Here is a 17,451-nt window from a genome sequence, read left to right on the forward strand (position 1 = left end):
GGCGGGGGCTCGGCCTCCACCGCCGGCGGCATCAAGGTCACGACCCTCGCCGTGTTGGCCCTGGCAGTGTTCTCCGAGGCGAAGGGACGTCCGTCCGTCCAAGCCTTCGGCCGTCGCATCCCGAGCGATGTCCAGCGGGTCGCCCTCTCGGTCGTCGCCTGGGGCGCCACGATCGTCGCGATCTCGACGGTCACGATCAGCCGCATCACCGACGCCCCCATCGAGTACGTGCTGTTCGACGTCATCTCGGGCTTCGCGACGGTGGGGCTCTCGACCGGGCTCACGGCGGAGTTGCCCGACCCCGCCGTCTACGTCATGTCGGCGACGATGTTCATGGGGCGCATTGGTACTGTGACTCTCGCCGCGGCGGTCGCCGCGGCTTCTCGATCGCAGCTGTATGCGCTGCCCGTGGAAAGGCCGATCGTTGGTTGAACGGATTCGCAGCGACGCGCCCGTCCTGGTGATCGGTCTCGGCCGATTCGGCGCGGCGTGCGCGGGAGAGCTCGACCGACTCGACCGCGACGTGCTCGCCGTCGACGGCAATCTCGAACTCGTGCAGAAGTGGTCGGAGCGCGTCACCCACGCCGTCCAGGCCGACGCCCGCAACATCGACGCGCTTCGCCAGATCGGCGCGCAGGACTTCCAGGTCGCGGTCGTGGCCGTCGGGTCGCTCATCGAGGCGTCGGTGCTCATCACGGCGAACCTCGTCGACCTGAAGGTGCCGCAGATCTGGGCAAAGGCGGTCTCGCAGTCGCACGGCAAGATCCTCGCCCGCGTGGGGGCGAACCACGTCATCTACCCCGAGGCCGAGGCCGGCGAGCGCGTCGCGCACCTCGTGAGCGGGCGGATGCTGGACTTCATCCGCTTCGACGACGACTTCGTGCTCGCCAAGATGTACCCGCCGAAGCTGGTGCGCGGGGTGGGACTGAACGAGTCGGGCGTGCGCTCGAAGTACAACGTCACCGTCGTGGGCGTGAAGAGCCCGGGGCGCCCGTTCCGGTACGCCGAAGCCAACACCGTCGTGACCAACCACGATCTCATCATCGTCTCGGGCACGAACTCCGACATCGAGCGTTTCGCGGCGCTCGACCGCTGAACCGGTCTCAGTTCGCCCGCGTGGCCGCTCTCGACGGCGAACCGGTCGGCGCGCGTCCGCGGCGCACCATACCCGGCGAGCCGCCATTCTCCGCCCGGGAAACGACCTTCGCAGGGATAAAACGTCTCGACGAGGCGTTCCTCGCCGCGGCAAACGTCTCCCGCGCGGGACCCGCGTCAGGCGTCGATGTCGAGGACGACCTCGATCTCGTCGTCCAGCGCGAGACCCTCGGCATCCTGCAGCGCCTTCTTGACCGGCACGATGTACCCGCCGTCTTTGGGCCAGAGCGCGGTCGTCACGGTCGTCGCACCGATCGTGACGGATGCCGGGATCATGCCCCAGCCGTACGTCACCACGGGCGCGATCTCGGCGATCATCGCCGCCTCGGTCTCGGGAACGGTGACGAAGTGGAACGGCGCGGGGCCGCGCCAGAACCAGATCGGGCCGGAGAACCGCAGACGCATGGCTCAGTGTCCGGCGGCCAGTTCTTCGGCGCGGGCGAGGGCGGCCTCGGCGGCGACGGTGAACGTGTCGTCGAGGCGCGCCTCTTGCAGGACGGCGATCGCGCGCTCGGTCGTGCCCTTCGGGCTCGTGACGCGACGGCGGAGTTCTGCGGGGTCGACGTCGGAGGCGGCCAGCAGGGTCGTCGCACCGATGAAGGTCTGCTCGGCGAGCAGTCGCGCTTGGTCGTGGTCGAAGCCCATGCGCACGGCGGCCTTGGTGAACTCCTCGACCAGGAGGAAGACGTAGGCCGGGCCGGAACCGGAGATGGTGGACAGCGCGTCGATCTGCGCCTCGGGCACCTCGACGACCGACCCCACCGTCTCGAAGAGGGCGCGCACGACCGCGACATCGTGGTCGGATGCCGCGGGACCCGCCGCGAGACCCGTGACGCCTTTGCCGACGAGCGACGGGGTGTTGGGCATCGACCGCAGCGTGGCGACGTCGTCGCCGAGGTGGTGGGCGAAGGTCGCGAGCGTCACACCGGCCGCAAGACTGACCACCACCGCGCCGGGTCGGAGGTGCGGGGCGATCTCGGTCAGCAGGTCGGGCACCATCGCGGGCTTGACGCCGACGAGCACGATGTCGGCGGATGCCGCGGCGTGGGCGTTTCCGGCCGGCTGCGCCTCGAGGGCGACGCTCGTGACGCCCTCCAGATCGGCGAGCTCCGCGGCCTTCGCGATCGAGCGGTTGGTCGCGGTGACCCCGCCACCGGTGAGCCCCGCGGCGACGAGACCGCGGAGGATGGCTCCCCCCATCGAGCCCGCACCGATGATCGCGATCGGGGGCAGCGAGGTCGTGGCATCCGTCATGCCCTCAGTCTACGAACCGCCCCCGACATCCGCCCGGAAGCGCCGTCCGATGCAATGTGCTCCGCGCGCTCGAGCGGGAATGGCGGAGGGGCGCCCTGCCGCGGGCGCAGCGCGGGTGCGGCGGAGGGGTGCAATCCTGAGTGCGACGAATAGGGGCGAGCGTTAGAGTCGGAACCGGTGTACGGGAGCACCGTTGAGCGACACGGAGGACCTGCCATGACACTCTTCGACGGCATCACCGCGCGTCTGGTCGAGACGGACCGGCTCGGTGTCAACGTTCTCGAACGCGCCGGCGACGATCCCGGCACGGCGGCCGACCACACCATCGTCTTCGTGCACGGCAACGTCTCCTCGTCGCTGTTCTGGCAGGAGATCATGCAAGACCTGCCGAGCGAGCTGCGCGTGCTCGCGGTCGATCTGCGCGGCTTCGGCCGCACCGAGCACACGCCGATCGACGCCACCCGCGGCGTCCGCGACTTCAGCGACGACCTCCACGAGACTCTGCAGGCCCTCGGCGTCTTCGGGGCGCACCTCGTCGGCTGGTCGATGGGCGGCGGCGTCGTGCTGCAGTACGCACTGGACCACCCAGTGCTCTCGCTCACGCTGCAGTCGCCGGTGTCGCCGTACGGCTTCGGCGGTACCCGCCGCGACGGTTCACGGCTCTCCGACGAAGACGCCGGCACGGGCGCCGGTGCCGCCAACGACGACTTCGTGCAACGCCTCATCGATCACGACACCACGGCCGACGCCCCGACGTCTCCGCGCTCGGTCTTCCGTTCCGCCTACGTCGCACCGGGGTACACCAGTGAGCACGAGGACGTCTGGGTCGAGTCGATGCTGTCGACCTCGACAGCGGGCGGCAACTACCCCGGCGATGCCGTCGCGACGTCGACCTGGCCCGGTTTCGCGCCCGGGACGACGGGCGTGCTCAACACCCTTTCCCCGAAGTACTTCGACGTGTCCGGGATCGTCGACCTGGCGGCCAAGCCCCCGATCCTCTGGATCTACGGCACCGCCGACGCCATCGTCTCCGACACGTCGTTCTCCGACCTCAATCATCTGGGTTCGCTCGGTGTCGTGCCGGGCTGGCCCGGAGCCGATGTCGCCCCGGCGCAGCCGATGGTGTCGCAGACGCGCGACGTCCTGGCGGCGTACGCGGCCGCGGGCGGCGAGGTGACGGAGGTGCCCGTCGACGGCGCCGGACACTCGGTCCACCTCGAGCGGCCCGCGCAGTTCCGCCGGGCGCTGCTCACCCACATCGGCTATGTCGGACGCCCCGCCGACCCCGCCCCGCCGACCGAGGCGATCATCCTGCGCTCCGCCGACTGACACGGCGCCGTCCCCTTTCCCCCGGAGGTCCCCGTGGAGTATTGCCTGTTCACCGAGCCCCAGCAGGGGTTCTCGTACGACGACCAGCTCGCTTTCGCGCAGTCCGCCGAGCGGCACGGTCTCGACGGATTCTTCCGTTCCGACCACTACCTGCGCATGGGCGAGGGCGACCCGCTGCCCGGCCCGACCGACGCCTGGACCACGCTGGCCGGTCTCGCTCGGGAGACATCGCGCATCCGCCTCGGCACACTGGTGTCGTCGGTGACCTACCGCGTGCCCGCAATCCTCGCGATCCAGGTCGCCCAGGTCGACGCGATGTCGGGTGGCCGCGTCGAACTCGGACTCGGCACCGGCTGGTTCGAGCGCGAGCACCTCGCGTACGGCATCCCGTTCCCCGCCAAGAGATTCGATCTGCTCGACGAGCAGCTGCAGGTCGTGACGGGACTCTGGTCGACTCCGGATGCCGAGACCTTCTCGTTCCACGGTGAGCACTATCGATTGGACGAGGCGCCGGCCCTGCCCAAGCCGGTGCAGTCACCCGTGCCCGTGATCGTGGGTGGCGGCGGCCCGAAGCGAACCCCCGCTCTCGCCGCGCGCTACGCGACCGAGTTCAACATCGGCTTCGTCTCCGAAGACGTGGTGGCGGAGAAGTTCGCCGTCGTCCGAGCCGCGTGCGAGGCCATCGGTCGCGACCCCCAGACGCTGAAGCTCTCGGTCGCACTGCCCACGATCGTCGGCCGCGACGAGGCCCAGATCTCGCGCCGGGCCGAAGCGGTCGGGCAGTCCCGCGGGCAGTTCGACAACGGCGCGAACATCATCGGCACCCCCGAGCAGGTCGCCGAGAAGGTGCACCGACTGCGGGCGCTCGGAGCCGAGCGCGTGTACTTCCAACTCCTCGACCTGCGCGACATCGATCACGCCGACCAGATCGGCGCCGAGGTGCTGCCGCTGCTGCCGCGCTGAGCGAGGGGGGCTTAGTCGTACGGTGCATCCGCACTGAGCCCGGCGGCCCGAGTCGTGCGGTATAGCCGCGCTGAGCCCCGGCGGACGGTTGCCGCGGATGCTGCCGCGCTGGGCCCGATGGATGGTGGCGGCCAAGCTGCCGCGCTGATCCCGGCGGACGGTGTCGGCCCGAGCCTCCTCGTGGCGCCCGGCCGGCGGGAGGCGCAGACGTAACCTCGCGGGCCGGTGCGCGCGACTCATCCGTGCCGTTCGGTGACGACCCCGCGATGCCGCCGATCCGTCTCAGCGGCGCTGTTCGAAGAACGCCTGCAGCTGAGCGGCGGCCGTCTGCTCCTCGACTCCGCCGACGACCTCGACCCGGTGCGGCAGACGCCGGTCGCGCAGGACGTCGTACATCGATCCGGCGGCACCGGCCTTGGCATCCCACGATCCGAACACCACGCGCGCGACCCGCGCCTGCAGGATCGCGCCGGCGCACATCACGCACGGCTCCAGCGTCACCACGAGCGTGCAGTCGGCGAGGTGCCACGACCCGATCCGAGATGCCGCCTCGCGCAGCGCCACGACCTCAGCGTGCGCGGTGGGGTCGTTCGTGCGTTCGCGGAGGTTTCGTCCCTCCCCCACGATCGACCCGTCGGCATCCAAGACGACGGCGCCCACGGGGACGTCACTTTCGGACGCCGCCGCCGCGGCGAGCGCGAGCGCCCGGTGCATCGCGGCGAGGTCGCGGGCGGTGGGGGTCACGGGGCTCCGGAAAAAGGGACGGGGTCGCACGGGGGAAGCCGTTAGCCTTGAGCCTATGCGTGTCCACGTCGCCGACCACCCTCTCGTCACCCACAAGCTGACGGTGCTGCGCGACGTGCAGACGTCGTCGCCGGTGTTCCGCCAGCTCACCGAGGAGCTCGTGACGCTGCTCGCGTACGAAGCGACCCGAAATGTGCGCGTCGAGCCGATCGAGATCCAGACCCCGGTGACCACCACCGAGGGCGTGAAGATCAGCGAGCCCCGTCCGATCGTCGTGCCCATCCTGCGCGCCGGTCTCGGCATGCTCGAGGGCATGGTGAAGCTCCTCCCGACCGCCGAGGTCGGTTTTCTCGGCATGGTGCGCGACGAGCAGACGTTCGAGCCCACGACCTATGCCGAGCGCCTTCCCGACGATCTCAGCGACCGCCAGTGCTTCGTGCTCGACCCGATGCTGGCGACCGGAGGCTCGCTCGGCGCGGCCATCAAATTCCTCTTCGCCCGTGGGGCGCAGGACGTCACGGCGATCTGCCTGCTGGGCGCCCCCGAGGGCGTCGCCGCGATCGAGAAGCAGGTCGAGGGCCATGACGTCACGCTCGTGCTCGGCGCCGTCGATGAGCGTCTGAACGAGAAGGGCTACATCGTGCCCGGTCTCGGTGACGCCGGCGACCGCCTGTACGGCACCGCCTGACACCCCGGCGTCGCCCGCCCGATAGCGCCCCGACACCCCGGCGTCGTCCACCCGGCAGCGCCGACACCCCGGCGTCGCCCGCCCGGCAGCGCCCGACGCGCAGACGAGAGGTCAGTCGGCTCCGGCGACGAGACGCGCGAAGGCGCTCAACCGGGCCACGCCCTCGGGTGTGCGCGGCAGGTCGTCGAGCAGCGCGGGGGAGTACACGACGTACGCCGCCTGCATCGCGCGTGAGATCGCGACGTTGATGCGGTTGCGCAGCAAGAGGAACTCCAGCCCGCGCGGCGCCTCGCGTCCAGAGGACGCGGCCAGAGTGAGGATCGCCACCACGGCCTCCTTGCCCTGGAATCGATCGACGGTGCCCACGGGCACGTCGGCGAAGCCCTGGGCGGCGAGGGCCTCTTCCACGGCCACCTGCTGCGCGTTGTACGGCGTGATGACGATCACGTCTTCGGGGCGAAGGGCGCGGGGCGGCCGAACGGTCGCACTGTCGCCCGCTCCCCCCTCGGCGCCGATCCACTCACGCCCCACCAGCTGGGCGACCAGGCCCGCCACCTCGGCGGCCTCCTCGACAGAGCTGGTGGAGTTGCCCGTGTGACGCACCGGAACGACGTGGACGCCGGGTTCGATGCCGTCGAGCCGCCGGAGAGCGGTCGACGGGTGGGCGGCGAGACGCCCCTCGTACGACAGCTGCGACACAGGCCCCGCGACGGCGGGGTGCATGCGGCGGGTGCGAGCGAGGAAGTAGCCCAGCTCAGGCGGGACCACCTCTGCGCCGTCGATGATCCACCCCAACGCCGAGGTGTCGACCGGTTCGGGGTGCGTGCCCTGGCTCACCTGCGGGAGCTGCTGCGGATCGCCCAGGAGCAGCAGGCGCTGAGCCGCGAGGGAGACGGCGATGGTGGACGCCAGGGAGAACTGCCCCGCCTCGTCGATGACGAGGAGGTCGAGGCTCCCCCGGGGGATGCGCGCCTCGTGGCTGAAGTCCCACGCGGTGCCGCCCACGACGAACCCGCCCACGGCGTTCTCTGCGGTGAAGGCGGCGACGCCGTTCTTGGGGAGCACGGTGAACGCGTGCGCGAGGCTCGGGTCTTTGGGGGCCTTGCCGACACGGGATGCCGGGACCCCCGCCGCGATGATCTGATCGAGCATGTGCTCGATGGTCGCGTGCGACTGGGCGACGACGCCGATCCGGTAGCCGCGCTCGGCGACGAGCCGGGCGATGACGTGCGAGCCGACGTAGGTCTTGCCGGTTCCGGGAGGACCCTGAACGGCCAGATAACTGTGGTCGAGATCGGCCACGCTGCGGGCGATCGCGGTGACTTCGTCGTCGCCCGAGGCGACGCTCAGGGCGGTGTCGGCCACGCCGTCGACCACGAGGGCGGCCACCGGTGCGAGGGCGCCGGAGAGGGTGCGCGGGGGGATGCGGCGCAGGATGTCGGCGGCGGGTCCGTGCGGGATCGTCGGCGCAGCGGTCAGCACCGCGTCGGCCCACGCGTCGATCGCCTTCTGCTGGTTGCCCGCGCGCGGGGGTGCCGCGGGAGTCAGGGCCAGCGGCAGTTCGTCCCACGTGACACCGTCGGCCGCGATCTCTTCGATGATCGCGCCGTCGTCGAGCACCTCGCGCACTGTCACGCGACGCGCGCCGTGGATCCATCGCGGACGGGTCTCGATCGGGAACGGGGCGGGCAGGTCGTAGACCGCGAAAGGGTCGGCATCCACACTCAGACGAGTGCCGGGGGCGGGTTCTCCGCGCAGCTCGACGAGTCGACGCTCGGATCCGCGGCCCGACTCGGCGATGTGCCAATCGGCCACGACCCGGGACCGGGCAGCGTCGACGACCACGACATCGCGCGTCTCTTCCCACACCGAAACGGGCTCCCGCAGCCGAAGGAAGTGGGTCGCCCAATAGGTCTTCTCTTCACGCGGGTAGTAGTCGATCGCCGCGGCCGCGAGGCGCAGCGCCGTGGCATCGGGAGTGTCGAGACCGGGTCGAGCCGCGTCGGCGGCCCACCGCTGCAGAGCGGTCGCCCGGGGAGACGGCTCGTAGGCCTGCTCGTCGGGCTCGGCGCTGCGTGCGGGCACGGCACCGGACTCCCGCGCGCGATCGACGAGCCAGTCGCGCAGGCGGCGGGTGGAGACGCAGTCGTACCGGTTGTAGTCGGCGAGGTCGTCGAGCACCGTCTGAGCGGCCTCGGTGTCGCCGTCGGCGGCGAGCGCACGCGCTTCGACGTACTTCACGATGGAGTCGTCGCCGCGCTGGACGTCGCTCGTGCGGACCTCGTCGCCCATGTACAGCGGCTCGAGCTTCTTGATCGAATATGACCGTGATCCGACGCGGAGCGCTCGCCTCACGACCGGGTAGAGGTCGACGAAGACGCCGTCGCGCAGAAGCCGATCGACGTCGGCCTCACGCACGCCGTAGCGTGCGGCCATCGTCAGGAGGTGGGTCGGCTCGTACGGGGCGTAGTGGTAGATGTGCATGTCGGGGTACTGCCGTCGGCGCAGCGTCACCGTGTCGAGGAACCTCTCGAGCGCGGCGCGCTCCTCATCGAAGGTGTGCGCCCACAGCCTGCCGTACGTCTCGCGCGTGTCGACCCAGCCGAACAGGTAGTCGATCCCCCAGTGCTCGCCGACGCCCTCTGTGTAGAGCGGGTCGCCCTCGAAGTCGAAGAACAGGTCGCCGTGGTCGGGACGCGGCAGCACCCCGAGCGACTTCGGCGCCACGACCTCGAAGGTGGGGATCGCGTGCGTCGGGTCGTTTTCGGACGGTACGCCCGCGGGGCTGTCGAGCTGGAGCCGCGCCTGCGTGCGCAACGACGCGAACGTGTCGGCGCTCATGGCGGCGGGGGGCTCGGTGGCGGCGGCGAGGGCGTCGATCGTCTGGATGCCGCCGGCCCGCAGGCGATCGCGCTGCACGGGCCGCATGCCGGCGACGAGCAGGAGGTCACGGTGGGAGACGACCTCGATCTCGCAGGTCGCGCATCGTCCGCAGGCGACGACCCCGAGGTCACCGCGCGCATCGCCCCACCCGATGACGGGTCCCGCGGCGCCGAGGCCCACCGCGCGATCGGCGATGAGGGCGCGGAGGCGCTCGCGCCGGAGGCGGAAGACGGGGAGAAGATCGTCGACGCGGTGCGTGCTCGTGGAGCCGTCGCCGAGCAGCAGCTGCACCTCGGCGGACCGCGGTGCGTCGAGCCGGTCGAGCTGGTCGACGTAGGCGGCGAGCTGCATCAGGGCCGTGACGCGGGCGCGACGCGCGAGTTTCGTATCTTGCACGATCCACGGCCGGGTGCCGTCGGTGCGGGGCTCGGGTTCGCGCACGAGGAAGTCGGCGAAGCCGACGAACTCGTCGGTCGCGAAGGCCGCCTGGTAGACGACCTCGGCCGCGGGGTCCGCGAGCGCTGCGTCGGTGAGGCGCACGGACTCGGCGAGGGCGTCGGCGTCGGACGACCGGGCAGCGGGGATCTCGTGCACCGCTGCGCCGAGGCGCGCCCGGTACTCGTCGAGCACGCGCAGTTCGTGCGCGGTGCCCAGGCGCGCGGCGCGTTCGAGCGTGGCATCCACCGGGTCGTCGACGGCGGCGATGCGCCCGAGCTTGGCGTCGATCGCGCGCAGCCACGCAAATTCGCACTCGGCCGCAGCCTTGAGGTCGCTGGCGCTCCAGACGATGCGCGCGTCGCGCTCGATGTACCGCATGACCTCCACGCTAACCGCGACCCCCGACATCGCCCGCCGGGCATCCACAGACCCCGCCTGAGCGATCCCGCTGCCGCGGTGTCGAAGGGGCCTGCCAGACTGGGGAGGTGATCACCGACCTGCCGTTCGAGAGCGTCTACCGGCACGGGTTCGCGCGCGTGGCCGCGTGCACGATCCCCGTCGCGGTCGCCGACCCCGCCACCAACGCCGACGCCGTGCTCGATTCCGCCCGCGCGTGCGACGCCGAGGGCGTCGCGGTCGCGGTGTTCCCCGAGCTCTGCCTCTCCGGGTACGCGATCGATGACCTCGTCATGCAGGATCCGCTGCTCGACGCCGTCGAGGCGTCCCTGTCGCGTCTGGTCGTGGCATCCGCGGATCTGCTTCCTGTGCTGCTGGTGGGCGCGCCGCTGCGACACGGCAACAGGCTGTTCAACTGCGCCGTGGTCATCCACCGCGGTCGCGTCCTCGGCGTCGTGCCCAAGGCGTATCTCCCGACCTACCGCGAGTTCTACGAGCAGCGCTGGTACGCCCGCGGCGACGATCAGGCGGGGCAGCACATCCTCGTCGCCGGCCAGACGGTGCCGTTCGGACCCGATCTGCTCTTCGACGCCGTCGACGTACCGGGGCTCACCCTGCACGCAGAGGTGTGCGAAGACGTCTGGGTGCCGATCCCGCCCTCTTCCGGCGCCGCCCTCGCGGGCGCGACGGTGCTCGCGAACCTGTCGGGCAGTCCCATCACGATCGGTCGTGCCGACGACCGCACCCTGCTCTCGCAGTCGCAGTCCCTGCGCTGCCTGGCCGCGTACGTGTACGCCGCCGCCGGTCAGGGCGAATCGACCAACGACGTCTCGTGGGACGGCCAGACCATGATCCACGAGGGCGGCCAGCTGCTCGCCACGACCGAGCGGTTCCCCGACGGTCCGCGCCGGAGCGTCGCCGACGTCGACCTCGATCGCCTCCGGCAGGACCGCATCCGCCAGGGCACGTTCGACGACAACCGCCGCACGATGGCACCCGTGTTCCGCACGGTGCCGTTCGAGCTCACGCCCCCCGCGGGCGACATCGGTCTGCGCCGGACGCTCGACCGCTTCCCCTTCGTCCCCGACGACCCCACTCGGCTCGCGCAGGACTGCTACGAGGCGTTCAACATCCAGGTGTCGGGCCTCGTGCAGCGGCTCCGGGCCATCGGCGATCCGAAGCCCGTCCTCGGCGTCAGCGGCGGCCTCGACTCCACCCACGCACTTCTGGTGATCGCGCAGGCCATGGACCGCATGGGGCGCCCCCGCAGCGACATCCTCACTTACACGCTCCCCGGCTTCGCGACGAGCGAGAAGACCAAGCGCAACGCGATCGCCCTCGCCGAGGCCGTCGGGGCCTCGATCGAGGAGATCGACATCCGCCCGGCGGCATCCGAGATGCTCGCGCGCATGGGGCACCCCTTCGCCTCGGGCCAGCCGGTGCACGACGTCACGTTCGAGAACGTGCAGGCGGGCCTGCGCACCGACTACCTCTTCCGTCTCGCCAACAAGAACGGCGGCATCGTCGTCGGCACGGGCGACCTGTCCGAGATCGCCCTCGGCTGGTCGACCTACGGCGTGGGCGATCAGATGAGCCACTACTCGGTGAATCCGGGCGTGCCCAAGACCCTCATCCAGCACGTCATCCGGTGGGTCATCTCCGCGGGCGAGCTGAGTGCAGCCACCGTCGAGGTGCTGCAGGCCGTGCTCGACACCGAGATCAGCCCCGAGCTGGTGCCCGCCGGTCAAGACGGACGCATGCAGTCGACGGAGGACCGCATCGGACCCTACAACCTGCACGATTTCACGCTCTACCACGTGCTGCGCTTCGGTTTCCGTCCTTCGAAGATCGCCTTTCTCGCCGCCCACGCCTGGGCGGATCCGGATGCCGGGACCTGGCCGCCGGGTTACCCCGAGGGTGAACGACCGTCGTACGACCTCGTCACGGTGGCCAAGTGGCTGGAGGTGTTCCTGCAGCGCTTCTTCGGTTTCGCGCAGTTCAAGCGCACGGCCATTCCCAACGGACCGAAAGTATCGCCCGCGGGGTCACTGTCACCGCGCGGGGACTGGCGCGCGCCGTCCGACGGCAATGCGCGAGCGTGGCTCGCCGACCTTCACGCGGCCGTGCCGGAGGCTTTCGCGGAGTGAGCCTGCGCGACGGGTCGGGGTTCGCCGCCCCTACCACCCCATCGAGCCGGGCACGCCCTTGAAAGGACCCGCGAGATCGCCCGTGACCCATCCGCCGTAGAAGCCGCCGGGTTGGGGCTCGACGGTCTCTCCCCCGAGGACGACCGCATCCATGGGGCCCGCATACACGGCGACGCGGTCGTGCAGCACCTCGTACCCGGGCATGGGGCGGGGGTAGTTCCACGCCGCCCGCTCGGCCACCGCTCCCCCGCCGCCGTGCACGTCGAAGTACCGGGCCGCCCCCTTGAACTCGCAGAACGACGCGCCCTGACCGAGCGTCAACGCGACGGTGAAAGCGGCGATCGGCACGTAGTAGACCGGTGGGTGACTCGTCTCGAGCACGCGGACGACGTCGTCGGTGTCGACGATGCGCGTGCCGCCGAAGTCGATCTGCACGCGCCGTCTCTCGCGCTCCACGCGCGGAGGGCGGGGGTAGTCCCACACCGATTCCTGGCCGGGACGAACGGGGTCGGGAACGGGGCGCGCCATGTACCCACGCTACGCCGGGTAGAGGCCGAGGGGGTCGTCCGCTTCGTCGTGACAAGCGGACCGCCTGGGGATGACGGCACGGGGGCCTCGCGCGTTTTCGATAACCTGGGGCGGAAGGGGGCAGCGTGAGCGAGCAGAGAATGACGACGGACAGTCGTCGGTACCGCGTCTATCAGATCATCGGGATCGTGGTGGCCGTGTTGTTCCTGGCCCTCGGTGTCGCTGCCTTCCTCACCGGCGGCGGCCCCATCATCGCCGCCATAGCCGTCGTCGGAGGTCTCGCCGTGCTGATCGTCTCGATCGTGATGATGGTGCGCACGTGAGCGGGCCGGGCGAAGACGGCGGCAAGAAGAAGTATCCGCCCGGCACGGTCGTCATCTGGATCGCGGGCGCCGGAATCGGTCTCTGGCTCCTGGTCAGCGGACTCATCGGCATCCTCTCCGGCGGGAGCTGACCCGGCGCGTCACGGGAATGCCCACGGGCGAGGGTCGTTGTCTCCAAGGTCAATGACCCCCTTCCGAAAGGACATCATGACGCGCATCGGACGCAGCGACCTCGACATCTTCCCCCTCTCGCTCGGCGGCAACGTCTTCGGCTGGACTGCCGACCGCGATACGTCGTTCGAGGTCCTCGACGCCTTCCGCGACGGGGGCGGCAACTTCATCGACACCGCCGACGGCTACAGCGCCTGGGTCCCCGGCAACTCGGGCGGCGAGAGCGAGACCCTGATCGGCGAGTGGCTCGCTGCGCGAAAGCCTTCCGACGTCGTCGTCGCGACGAAGGTGAGCACGCATCCCGACTTCCGCGGCCTGTCCGCAGCGAACGTGCGGGCCGCCGCCGAAGCGTCGTTGAAGCGTCTCGGCGTCGAGACGATCGACCTCTACTATGCCCACTTCGACGACGCCGACACTCCTCTCGAAGAGACCGTCGCCGCCTTCGCCGGTCTGGTCCGTGACGGCCTCGTGCGATACGTGGGCGTCTCGAACTACACCGCCGAGCGCATCCGCGAATGGGTGTCGCTGGCGGAGGCCGCGGGTGCCGATCTTCCCGTCGCCGTGCAGCCCCATTACAACCTCGTGCATCGCACCGAGATCGAGCGGGACATCGTGCCCGTCGCCCAGCAGTACGACATGTCGCTCGTGCCCTACTACGCGTTGGCGAGCGGGTTCCTCACCGGCAAGTACCGTTCGTCGGATGCCGCGGGTGACTCACCGCGAGCCGGGGGCGCTGCGAAGCTCGCCACGCCCGCGGGCCTCGCCCTGATCGATGCGCTCGAAGACGTCGGCGCCGCGCACGACGCGTCCATCGCCACGACCGCGCTGGCGTGGCTGCGCACCCAGCCGACCGTGGCCGCACCCATCGCGAGCGCGTCGAAAGTCGAGCAGGTCGCCGATCTGCTGGCCGGCGCGTCCCTGCAGCTGACGCCGGACGAGGTCGCCCGACTGTCGCAGGCGTCGGAGCCGGCCCAGGCATGACGATGCGGATCGGACCCCGCTCCGGGGTCCGATCCTGCGGTCTGGTCGGCACGGTGCGCACGACCGGTGACGGCAGGCGAGAATGGAGGGGTGAAGCTCCTCGTCGCCGCCCACGCGTCCGAACTCACCGCCTTCGAGGCGGACATCCCCGGTTTCGACGTCCTGCTCACCGGGGTGGGCAAGATCCCTGCGGCCTCCGCCCTCACCCGCGCCCTGTGCCAGGGCGAGTACGACGAGATCGTCGTCGTCGGCACTGCCGGCGCGATCGACGACGCTGTCGAGGGTGGCATCTACGACATCGCCGCCGCCATCCAGCACGACGTGAAGGGGCTCGACGGCACATTCGGTGAGCACGTCTCACTGCCGCCGCGCGTCGACACCGGTCACGACGGCCTCATCATCGCCACCGGCGACCACTTCGTCGACGACGCCGAGACCGTCGCCCTCATCCGCGGGCTCGGAGCCCGCCTCGTCGACATGGAGTCGTACGCGCTCATCTGGGTCGCGCAGCAGTTCGGCGTGCCCATCCGCGTCCTGCGCGCCGTCTCGGATCGCGCCCAGGACGGCGCCACCGAGCTGTGGGACGTCGTGGTCAAGCGCTGCAGTCACCAACTGCGCGACGAACTGCGCACCCGCTACGGCGTCTGACGGCGGGCTCACCGCCGCACCCGACCCCGATCGACCACGACCCTGAGAGGGTCGCGCCGACCACCGCTGTTCCGCTCGCGGTCAGGGAGTCTGCGATCCCGTCTTCGCGCGCTTGGCCAGGTCGGCCACGCCCACGATGAGCGCGAGGCCCAGGAAGACGCCGACGGTGATCATGCCCGACGCGTAGGCGTCGTGATAGAGCACCACGGTGTCATCCACGGTGTCCTGCTCGCGGTAGACCGTGGCGTAGAACAGCGCCAGCGCGATCGCCGTGCCGACGGCGGTGCCGATGCGCTGGCCGAGCTGACCGACGGAGCCGGCGACGCCGCCGCTGCGCACCGGGATGTCGGCGAGCGTGAGGGTCTGGTTCGGGGAGATGACGAGACCTCCCGCGAACCCGCCGAACGTCATCACGGCGGCCATGGCCCACGGGGTCCATTCGGGAGCCGTGAACAATGCCACGAGGACGAGGCCCCCGGCCGTGGCGACCATGCCGAGGATCCCCCACACCACGAGCGGGCGGCCGAGACGAGTGACGAGGTTGCCGCCGATCCACGAGCTCCACGCCGAGGCGACCGCGAATCCGATCGTGACCATGCCGGCGAAGACCGGTTCGAGACCGAGCCCGCCCTGGAGGAACAGCGTTCCCAACAGGAACATCGCCGGTATCGCGGAGAAGTAGGCCGTCGAGATGAGGACGCCGTTGCGATACGACGCCAACGAGAAGATCGAGAACGGCATGAGCGGCATCCGGCCGCGCTCCGCGTAGCGACGCTCCCAGAACACGAAGGCCGCCGCGAAGACCACGGACGCCACCAGCAACCACCAGCGGTTCGGATTGTCACCGGGGCTGCCGGTGGTGAACAGGAACGGCCACATCAGCGCGAGGATCGTCGCCGCGAACAGCACGATGCCCACGGGATCGAGATCGAGGCGGCGATGCGACTTCGTGCGGGTGTCGGGGAGGAGCCAGGCGGCCAGAACGATGACGATGGCGACGAGGGGGATGTTGATCCAGAAGATCAGACGCCACCCGTCGGTTTCTCCTCCCAGGGCGATGAGGAGTCCACCGAGGGTGGGTCCGAACGCCGTGGCGATACCGATCGTCGCGCCGAAGAGACCGAAGGCACGCCCGCGTTCCTTTCCCTGGAACAACTGCTGGACCAACCCCAGCACCTGAGGCATCTGGATGCCGGCCGCCACGCCCTGCAGAAGGCGAGCGACCAGCAGCACGGTGGTGTTCGGTGCGAGGGCGCACGCCAAGCTCGTGACCAGGAACAGCGAGAGGCCGACGAGGAACAGCACGCGGCGCGACCGGAGGTCTCCCAGGCGCCCGGCCGGCACGAGCACCAGGCCGAACGTCAGGATGTAGCCCGAGACGACGAGCTGCAGCTCTGTCGGCCCGGCGTTCAACGCCGCCTCGATCGAGGGCAGCGCGACGTTGACCTTCGTCAGGTCGAGGATGGTCAGCGCCGCCACCGCGACCGCCACCCAGTACGCCCGCCACCGGTGCCGCGGCGACAAATCGATGTCGCGGGTGATGGGCGCGGATGGTTTCGAGGAGGTGGGGGCCTGATCAGACATCGTGAGGGACGCTACTCCGGGCCTCCGACATCACCCCCGGGCTTGCGCTCGGGCCCGTCGACTCCGTGTCGCGTCCCGTGGGGTGTCGTCCCCGGTCAGTCCACCTCACGGCGGGCGAACACCGCACGCAGCACGAAGAAGACGATCAGCGCCACGGTGGCCACCGCGATCAACCGGAAGGCGAAAGCGATCAGCGAGAACAGGATGTTCACCAGCACCCAGGCGATGATCACGGCGACGACGACGCCGACGATGGTCCACAGTGTGCTCTTACGCATGCGACAAGCCTAAACGCGATGCCCCGCCGAGCGTCAGCCGCGGGCGAGTACGACGTCGTGACGGATCACGCTCGGACCCCGGGGAGTCGCGGTCACGTGCAACTGCGCCGGCAGCTGGTCTCTCATCGAGGCCACGTGGCTGATGACGCCCACCGTGCGGCCGCCCTGTCGCAACTCGTCGAGCGTGCGCATGGCGAGGTCGAGGGTGTCGTCGTCGAGCGAACCGAAACCCTCGTCGATGAACAGCGTGTCGAGTCGAAGTCCGCCGGCACGGGCGGTGACGACCTCGGCGAGCCCGAGGGCGAGAGCGAGGGATGTGAGGAAGGTCTCGCCGCCGGACAGCGACTGCGGTGGACGGCACTGACCGGTGAAGGCGTCCATGATCTCGAGGCCGAGGCCGCTGGAGGCTCCCCGGGCGGCGAGCGCGTCGGTGTGCTGAAGGCGGTAGCGTCCGGCCGACATGTGCTCGAGGCGCAGATTGGCCGCGGTCACGATCTCTTCGAGCTCCGCCGCGAGCACGAACGTCTCGAGCGTCATGCGACGCGTGTTGGGCGCCCGCCCGGCGACCGTGTCTGCCAGGCGCGCGACGACGGCGTACTCGTCTGCCAGGCTCGCGACCGCGGCGTGGCCGGCGTCGGCACGCTGGGCGAGGGATCGCAGCCGTTCAGCGAGCGCGCGGGCGCCGGCGCCGGCGGCGGCGATCAGCTGCACGGCGTCGCGAGCCGACGCCACCTCGGCGACGAAGGGCGAGAGGTCAATCGGTTCGTCTCCGGCATCGACGAGCATCAGTTCGAGATCGAACAGTCGCTGCCTGGTCGCTGCGAGCGCCGCGTCATACTCGGCTGCGGCAGTGTCGAGGCTCCGACGGTGCGCGGCCGATCGCAGCGCGGCGGTGACCGACGCCACCTCGGCGAAGGGACTGTCGGCGACGAGGGCGGCGA

18 protein-coding genes are annotated in these 17,451 nt (G+C 70.4%); 10 read left to right on the plus strand and 8 right to left on the minus strand.

Features of this window, described 5'->3' with window-relative positions; genetic code table 11:
* Both RWP81_RS05665 and RWP81_RS05670 read left to right on the plus strand, forming a co-directional pair.
* Window positions 1-432, plus strand: a 432-nt coding sequence (locus RWP81_RS05665) for a potassium transporter TrkG (RefSeq protein ID WP_314453341.1), incomplete at its 5' end; no start/stop codon positions are given.
* Window positions 425-1,096 carry a TrkA family potassium uptake protein gene (locus tag RWP81_RS05670; RefSeq protein ID WP_055955708.1) on the plus strand — a complete coding sequence of 224 codons (672 nt, stop codon included), beginning with the start codon at window positions 425-427 and terminating at the stop codon, window positions 1,094-1,096. The genes RWP81_RS05665 and RWP81_RS05670, both read left to right, overlap by 8 nt.
* Before the next feature lie 176 nt (window positions 1,097-1,272).
* Here the strand turns inward: RWP81_RS05670 and RWP81_RS05675 are convergent, their stop codons facing one another.
* Both RWP81_RS05675 and proC read right to left on the minus strand, forming a co-directional pair.
* Complete coding sequence (locus tag RWP81_RS05675; RefSeq protein WP_314453345.1) at window positions 1,273-1,560, minus strand: DUF1905 domain-containing protein; 288 nt, start codon at window positions 1,558-1,560, stop codon at window positions 1,273-1,275.
* 3 nt (window positions 1,561-1,563) lie between these two features.
* Window positions 1,564-2,409, minus strand: a complete 846-nt coding sequence (proC, locus tag RWP81_RS05680; protein ID WP_314453348.1) for a pyrroline-5-carboxylate reductase — start codon at window positions 2,407-2,409, stop codon at window positions 1,564-1,566.
* A gap of 216 nt (window positions 2,410-2,625) precedes the next feature.
* Here proC and RWP81_RS05685 point away from each other — a divergent pair, with 216 nt between their 5' ends.
* The gene (locus RWP81_RS05685) at window positions 2,626-3,738 is read left to right on the plus strand and encodes an alpha/beta hydrolase (protein ID WP_314453351.1); all 1,113 of its coding nucleotides are present in this window, start codon (window positions 2,626-2,628) and stop codon (window positions 3,736-3,738) included.
* Window positions 3,739-3,771: 33 nt separating this feature from the next.
* Window positions 3,772-4,701 carry an LLM class F420-dependent oxidoreductase gene (locus RWP81_RS05690; protein ID WP_314453354.1) on the plus strand — a complete coding sequence of 310 codons (930 nt, stop codon included), beginning with the start codon at window positions 3,772-3,774 and terminating at the stop codon, window positions 4,699-4,701.
* 282 nt (window positions 4,702-4,983) lie between these two features.
* On the opposite strand, the gene tadA is transcribed toward RWP81_RS05690, so the two are convergent.
* Window positions 4,984-5,415, minus strand: coding sequence for a tRNA adenosine(34) deaminase TadA (gene tadA / locus RWP81_RS05695; RefSeq protein WP_314453387.1), 432 nt, complete (start codon window positions 5,413-5,415; stop codon window positions 4,984-4,986).
* A gap of 85 nt (window positions 5,416-5,500) precedes the next feature.
* On the opposite strand from tadA, the gene upp reads away from it, so the two are divergent.
* Window positions 5,501-6,133 (plus strand): uracil phosphoribosyltransferase, encoded by a 633-nt coding sequence (upp, locus tag RWP81_RS05700; RefSeq protein ID WP_314453357.1) that lies wholly within the window; start codon window positions 5,501-5,503, stop codon window positions 6,131-6,133.
* Between the two features lie 111 nt (window positions 6,134-6,244).
* Here upp and RWP81_RS05705 read toward each other — a convergent pair whose 3' ends face one another.
* Window positions 6,245-9,832 (minus strand): TM0106 family RecB-like putative nuclease, encoded by a 3,588-nt coding sequence (locus RWP81_RS05705; RefSeq protein WP_314453359.1) that lies wholly within the window; start codon window positions 9,830-9,832, stop codon window positions 6,245-6,247.
* Window positions 9,833-9,939: 107 nt separating this feature from the next.
* On the opposite strand from RWP81_RS05705, the gene RWP81_RS05710 reads away from it, so the two are divergent.
* Window positions 9,940-11,997 carry an NAD(+) synthase gene (locus tag RWP81_RS05710; protein WP_314453362.1) on the plus strand — a complete coding sequence of 686 codons (2,058 nt, stop codon included), beginning with the start codon at window positions 9,940-9,942 and terminating at the stop codon, window positions 11,995-11,997.
* A 30-nt stretch (window positions 11,998-12,027) separates the two neighbouring features.
* On the opposite strand, the gene RWP81_RS05715 is transcribed toward RWP81_RS05710, so the two are convergent.
* On the minus strand, window positions 12,028-12,525 hold the full coding sequence (locus RWP81_RS05715; protein ID WP_314453366.1) for a DUF427 domain-containing protein: 498 nt from the start codon (window positions 12,523-12,525) through the stop codon (window positions 12,028-12,030).
* A gap of 125 nt (window positions 12,526-12,650) precedes the next feature.
* On the opposite strand from RWP81_RS05715, the gene RWP81_RS05720 reads away from it, so the two are divergent.
* The 4 genes from RWP81_RS05720 to RWP81_RS05735 all read left to right on the plus strand — a co-directional run bounded on the left by RWP81_RS05720 (window position 12,651) and on the right by RWP81_RS05735 (window position 14,648).
* Window positions 12,651-12,848, plus strand: a complete 198-nt coding sequence (locus tag RWP81_RS05720) for a hypothetical protein (RefSeq protein WP_314453369.1) — start codon at window positions 12,651-12,653, stop codon at window positions 12,846-12,848.
* On the plus strand, window positions 12,845-12,979 hold the full coding sequence (locus tag RWP81_RS05725) for a hypothetical protein (RefSeq protein WP_314453372.1): 135 nt from the start codon (window positions 12,845-12,847) through the stop codon (window positions 12,977-12,979). Before RWP81_RS05720 ends, RWP81_RS05725 begins: the two co-directional genes overlap by 4 nt.
* A gap of 76 nt (window positions 12,980-13,055) precedes the next feature.
* Window positions 13,056-14,000, plus strand: a complete 945-nt coding sequence (locus RWP81_RS05730) for an aldo/keto reductase (RefSeq protein WP_314453375.1) — start codon at window positions 13,056-13,058, stop codon at window positions 13,998-14,000.
* Between the two features lie 90 nt (window positions 14,001-14,090).
* Window positions 14,091-14,648: a nucleoside phosphorylase gene (locus RWP81_RS05735; protein ID WP_314453377.1), complete on the plus strand. Its 558-nt coding sequence runs from the start codon at window positions 14,091-14,093 to the stop codon at window positions 14,646-14,648.
* Between the two features lie 81 nt (window positions 14,649-14,729).
* Here the strand turns inward: RWP81_RS05735 and RWP81_RS05740 are convergent, their stop codons facing one another.
* From RWP81_RS05740 to RWP81_RS05750, 3 genes are all read right to left on the minus strand, one after another.
* A complete protein-coding gene (locus RWP81_RS05740) occupies window positions 14,730-16,232 on the minus strand; it encodes an MFS transporter (protein ID WP_055955678.1) in 1,503 nt (500 codons plus the stop codon).
* 95 nt (window positions 16,233-16,327) lie between these two features.
* Window positions 16,328-16,510 (minus strand): hypothetical protein, encoded by a 183-nt coding sequence (locus tag RWP81_RS05745; RefSeq protein WP_314453381.1) that lies wholly within the window; start codon window positions 16,508-16,510, stop codon window positions 16,328-16,330.
* A 33-nt stretch (window positions 16,511-16,543) separates the two neighbouring features.
* The coding region (locus tag RWP81_RS05750) for an SMC family ATPase (protein WP_314453384.1) at window positions 16,544-17,451 on the minus strand (908 nt) is incomplete at its 5' end.

It is taken from the genome of uncultured Microbacterium sp. (assembly GCF_963521695.1).
Taxonomy (GTDB): Bacteria; Actinomycetota; Actinomycetes; order Actinomycetales; family Microbacteriaceae; genus Microbacterium.

What these genes read in the sequence shown, in the direction of transcription:
- upp (WP_314453357.1), top strand. Translation starts at nt 5,501, where the DNA reads ATGCGTGTCCACGTCGCCGACCACCCTCTCGTCACCCACAAGCTGACG.
- tadA (WP_314453387.1), bottom strand. Translation starts at nt 5,415, where the DNA reads ATGCACCGGGCGCTCGCGCTCGCCGCGGCGGCGGCGTCCGAAAGTGAC.
- RWP81_RS05675 (WP_314453345.1), bottom strand. Translation starts at nt 1,560, where the DNA reads ATGCGTCTGCGGTTCTCCGGCCCGATCTGGTTCTGGCGCGGCCCCGCG.
- proC (WP_314453348.1), bottom strand. Translation starts at nt 2,409, where the DNA reads ATGACGGATGCCACGACCTCGCTGCCCCCGATCGCGATCATCGGTGCG.
- RWP81_RS05715 (WP_314453366.1), bottom strand. Translation starts at nt 12,525, where the DNA reads ATGGCGCGCCCCGTTCCCGACCCCGTTCGTCCCGGCCAGGAATCGGTG.
- RWP81_RS05705 (WP_314453359.1), bottom strand. Translation starts at nt 9,832, where the DNA reads ATGCGGTACATCGAGCGCGACGCGCGCATCGTCTGGAGCGCCAGCGAC.
- RWP81_RS05745 (WP_314453381.1), bottom strand. Translation starts at nt 16,510, where the DNA reads ATGCGTAAGAGCACACTGTGGACCATCGTCGGCGTCGTCGTCGCCGTG.
- RWP81_RS05685 (WP_314453351.1), top strand. Translation starts at nt 2,626, where the DNA reads ATGACACTCTTCGACGGCATCACCGCGCGTCTGGTCGAGACGGACCGG.
- RWP81_RS05730 (WP_314453375.1), top strand. Translation starts at nt 13,056, where the DNA reads ATGACGCGCATCGGACGCAGCGACCTCGACATCTTCCCCCTCTCGCTC.
- RWP81_RS05740 (WP_055955678.1), bottom strand. Translation starts at nt 16,232, where the DNA reads ATGTCTGATCAGGCCCCCACCTCCTCGAAACCATCCGCGCCCATCACC.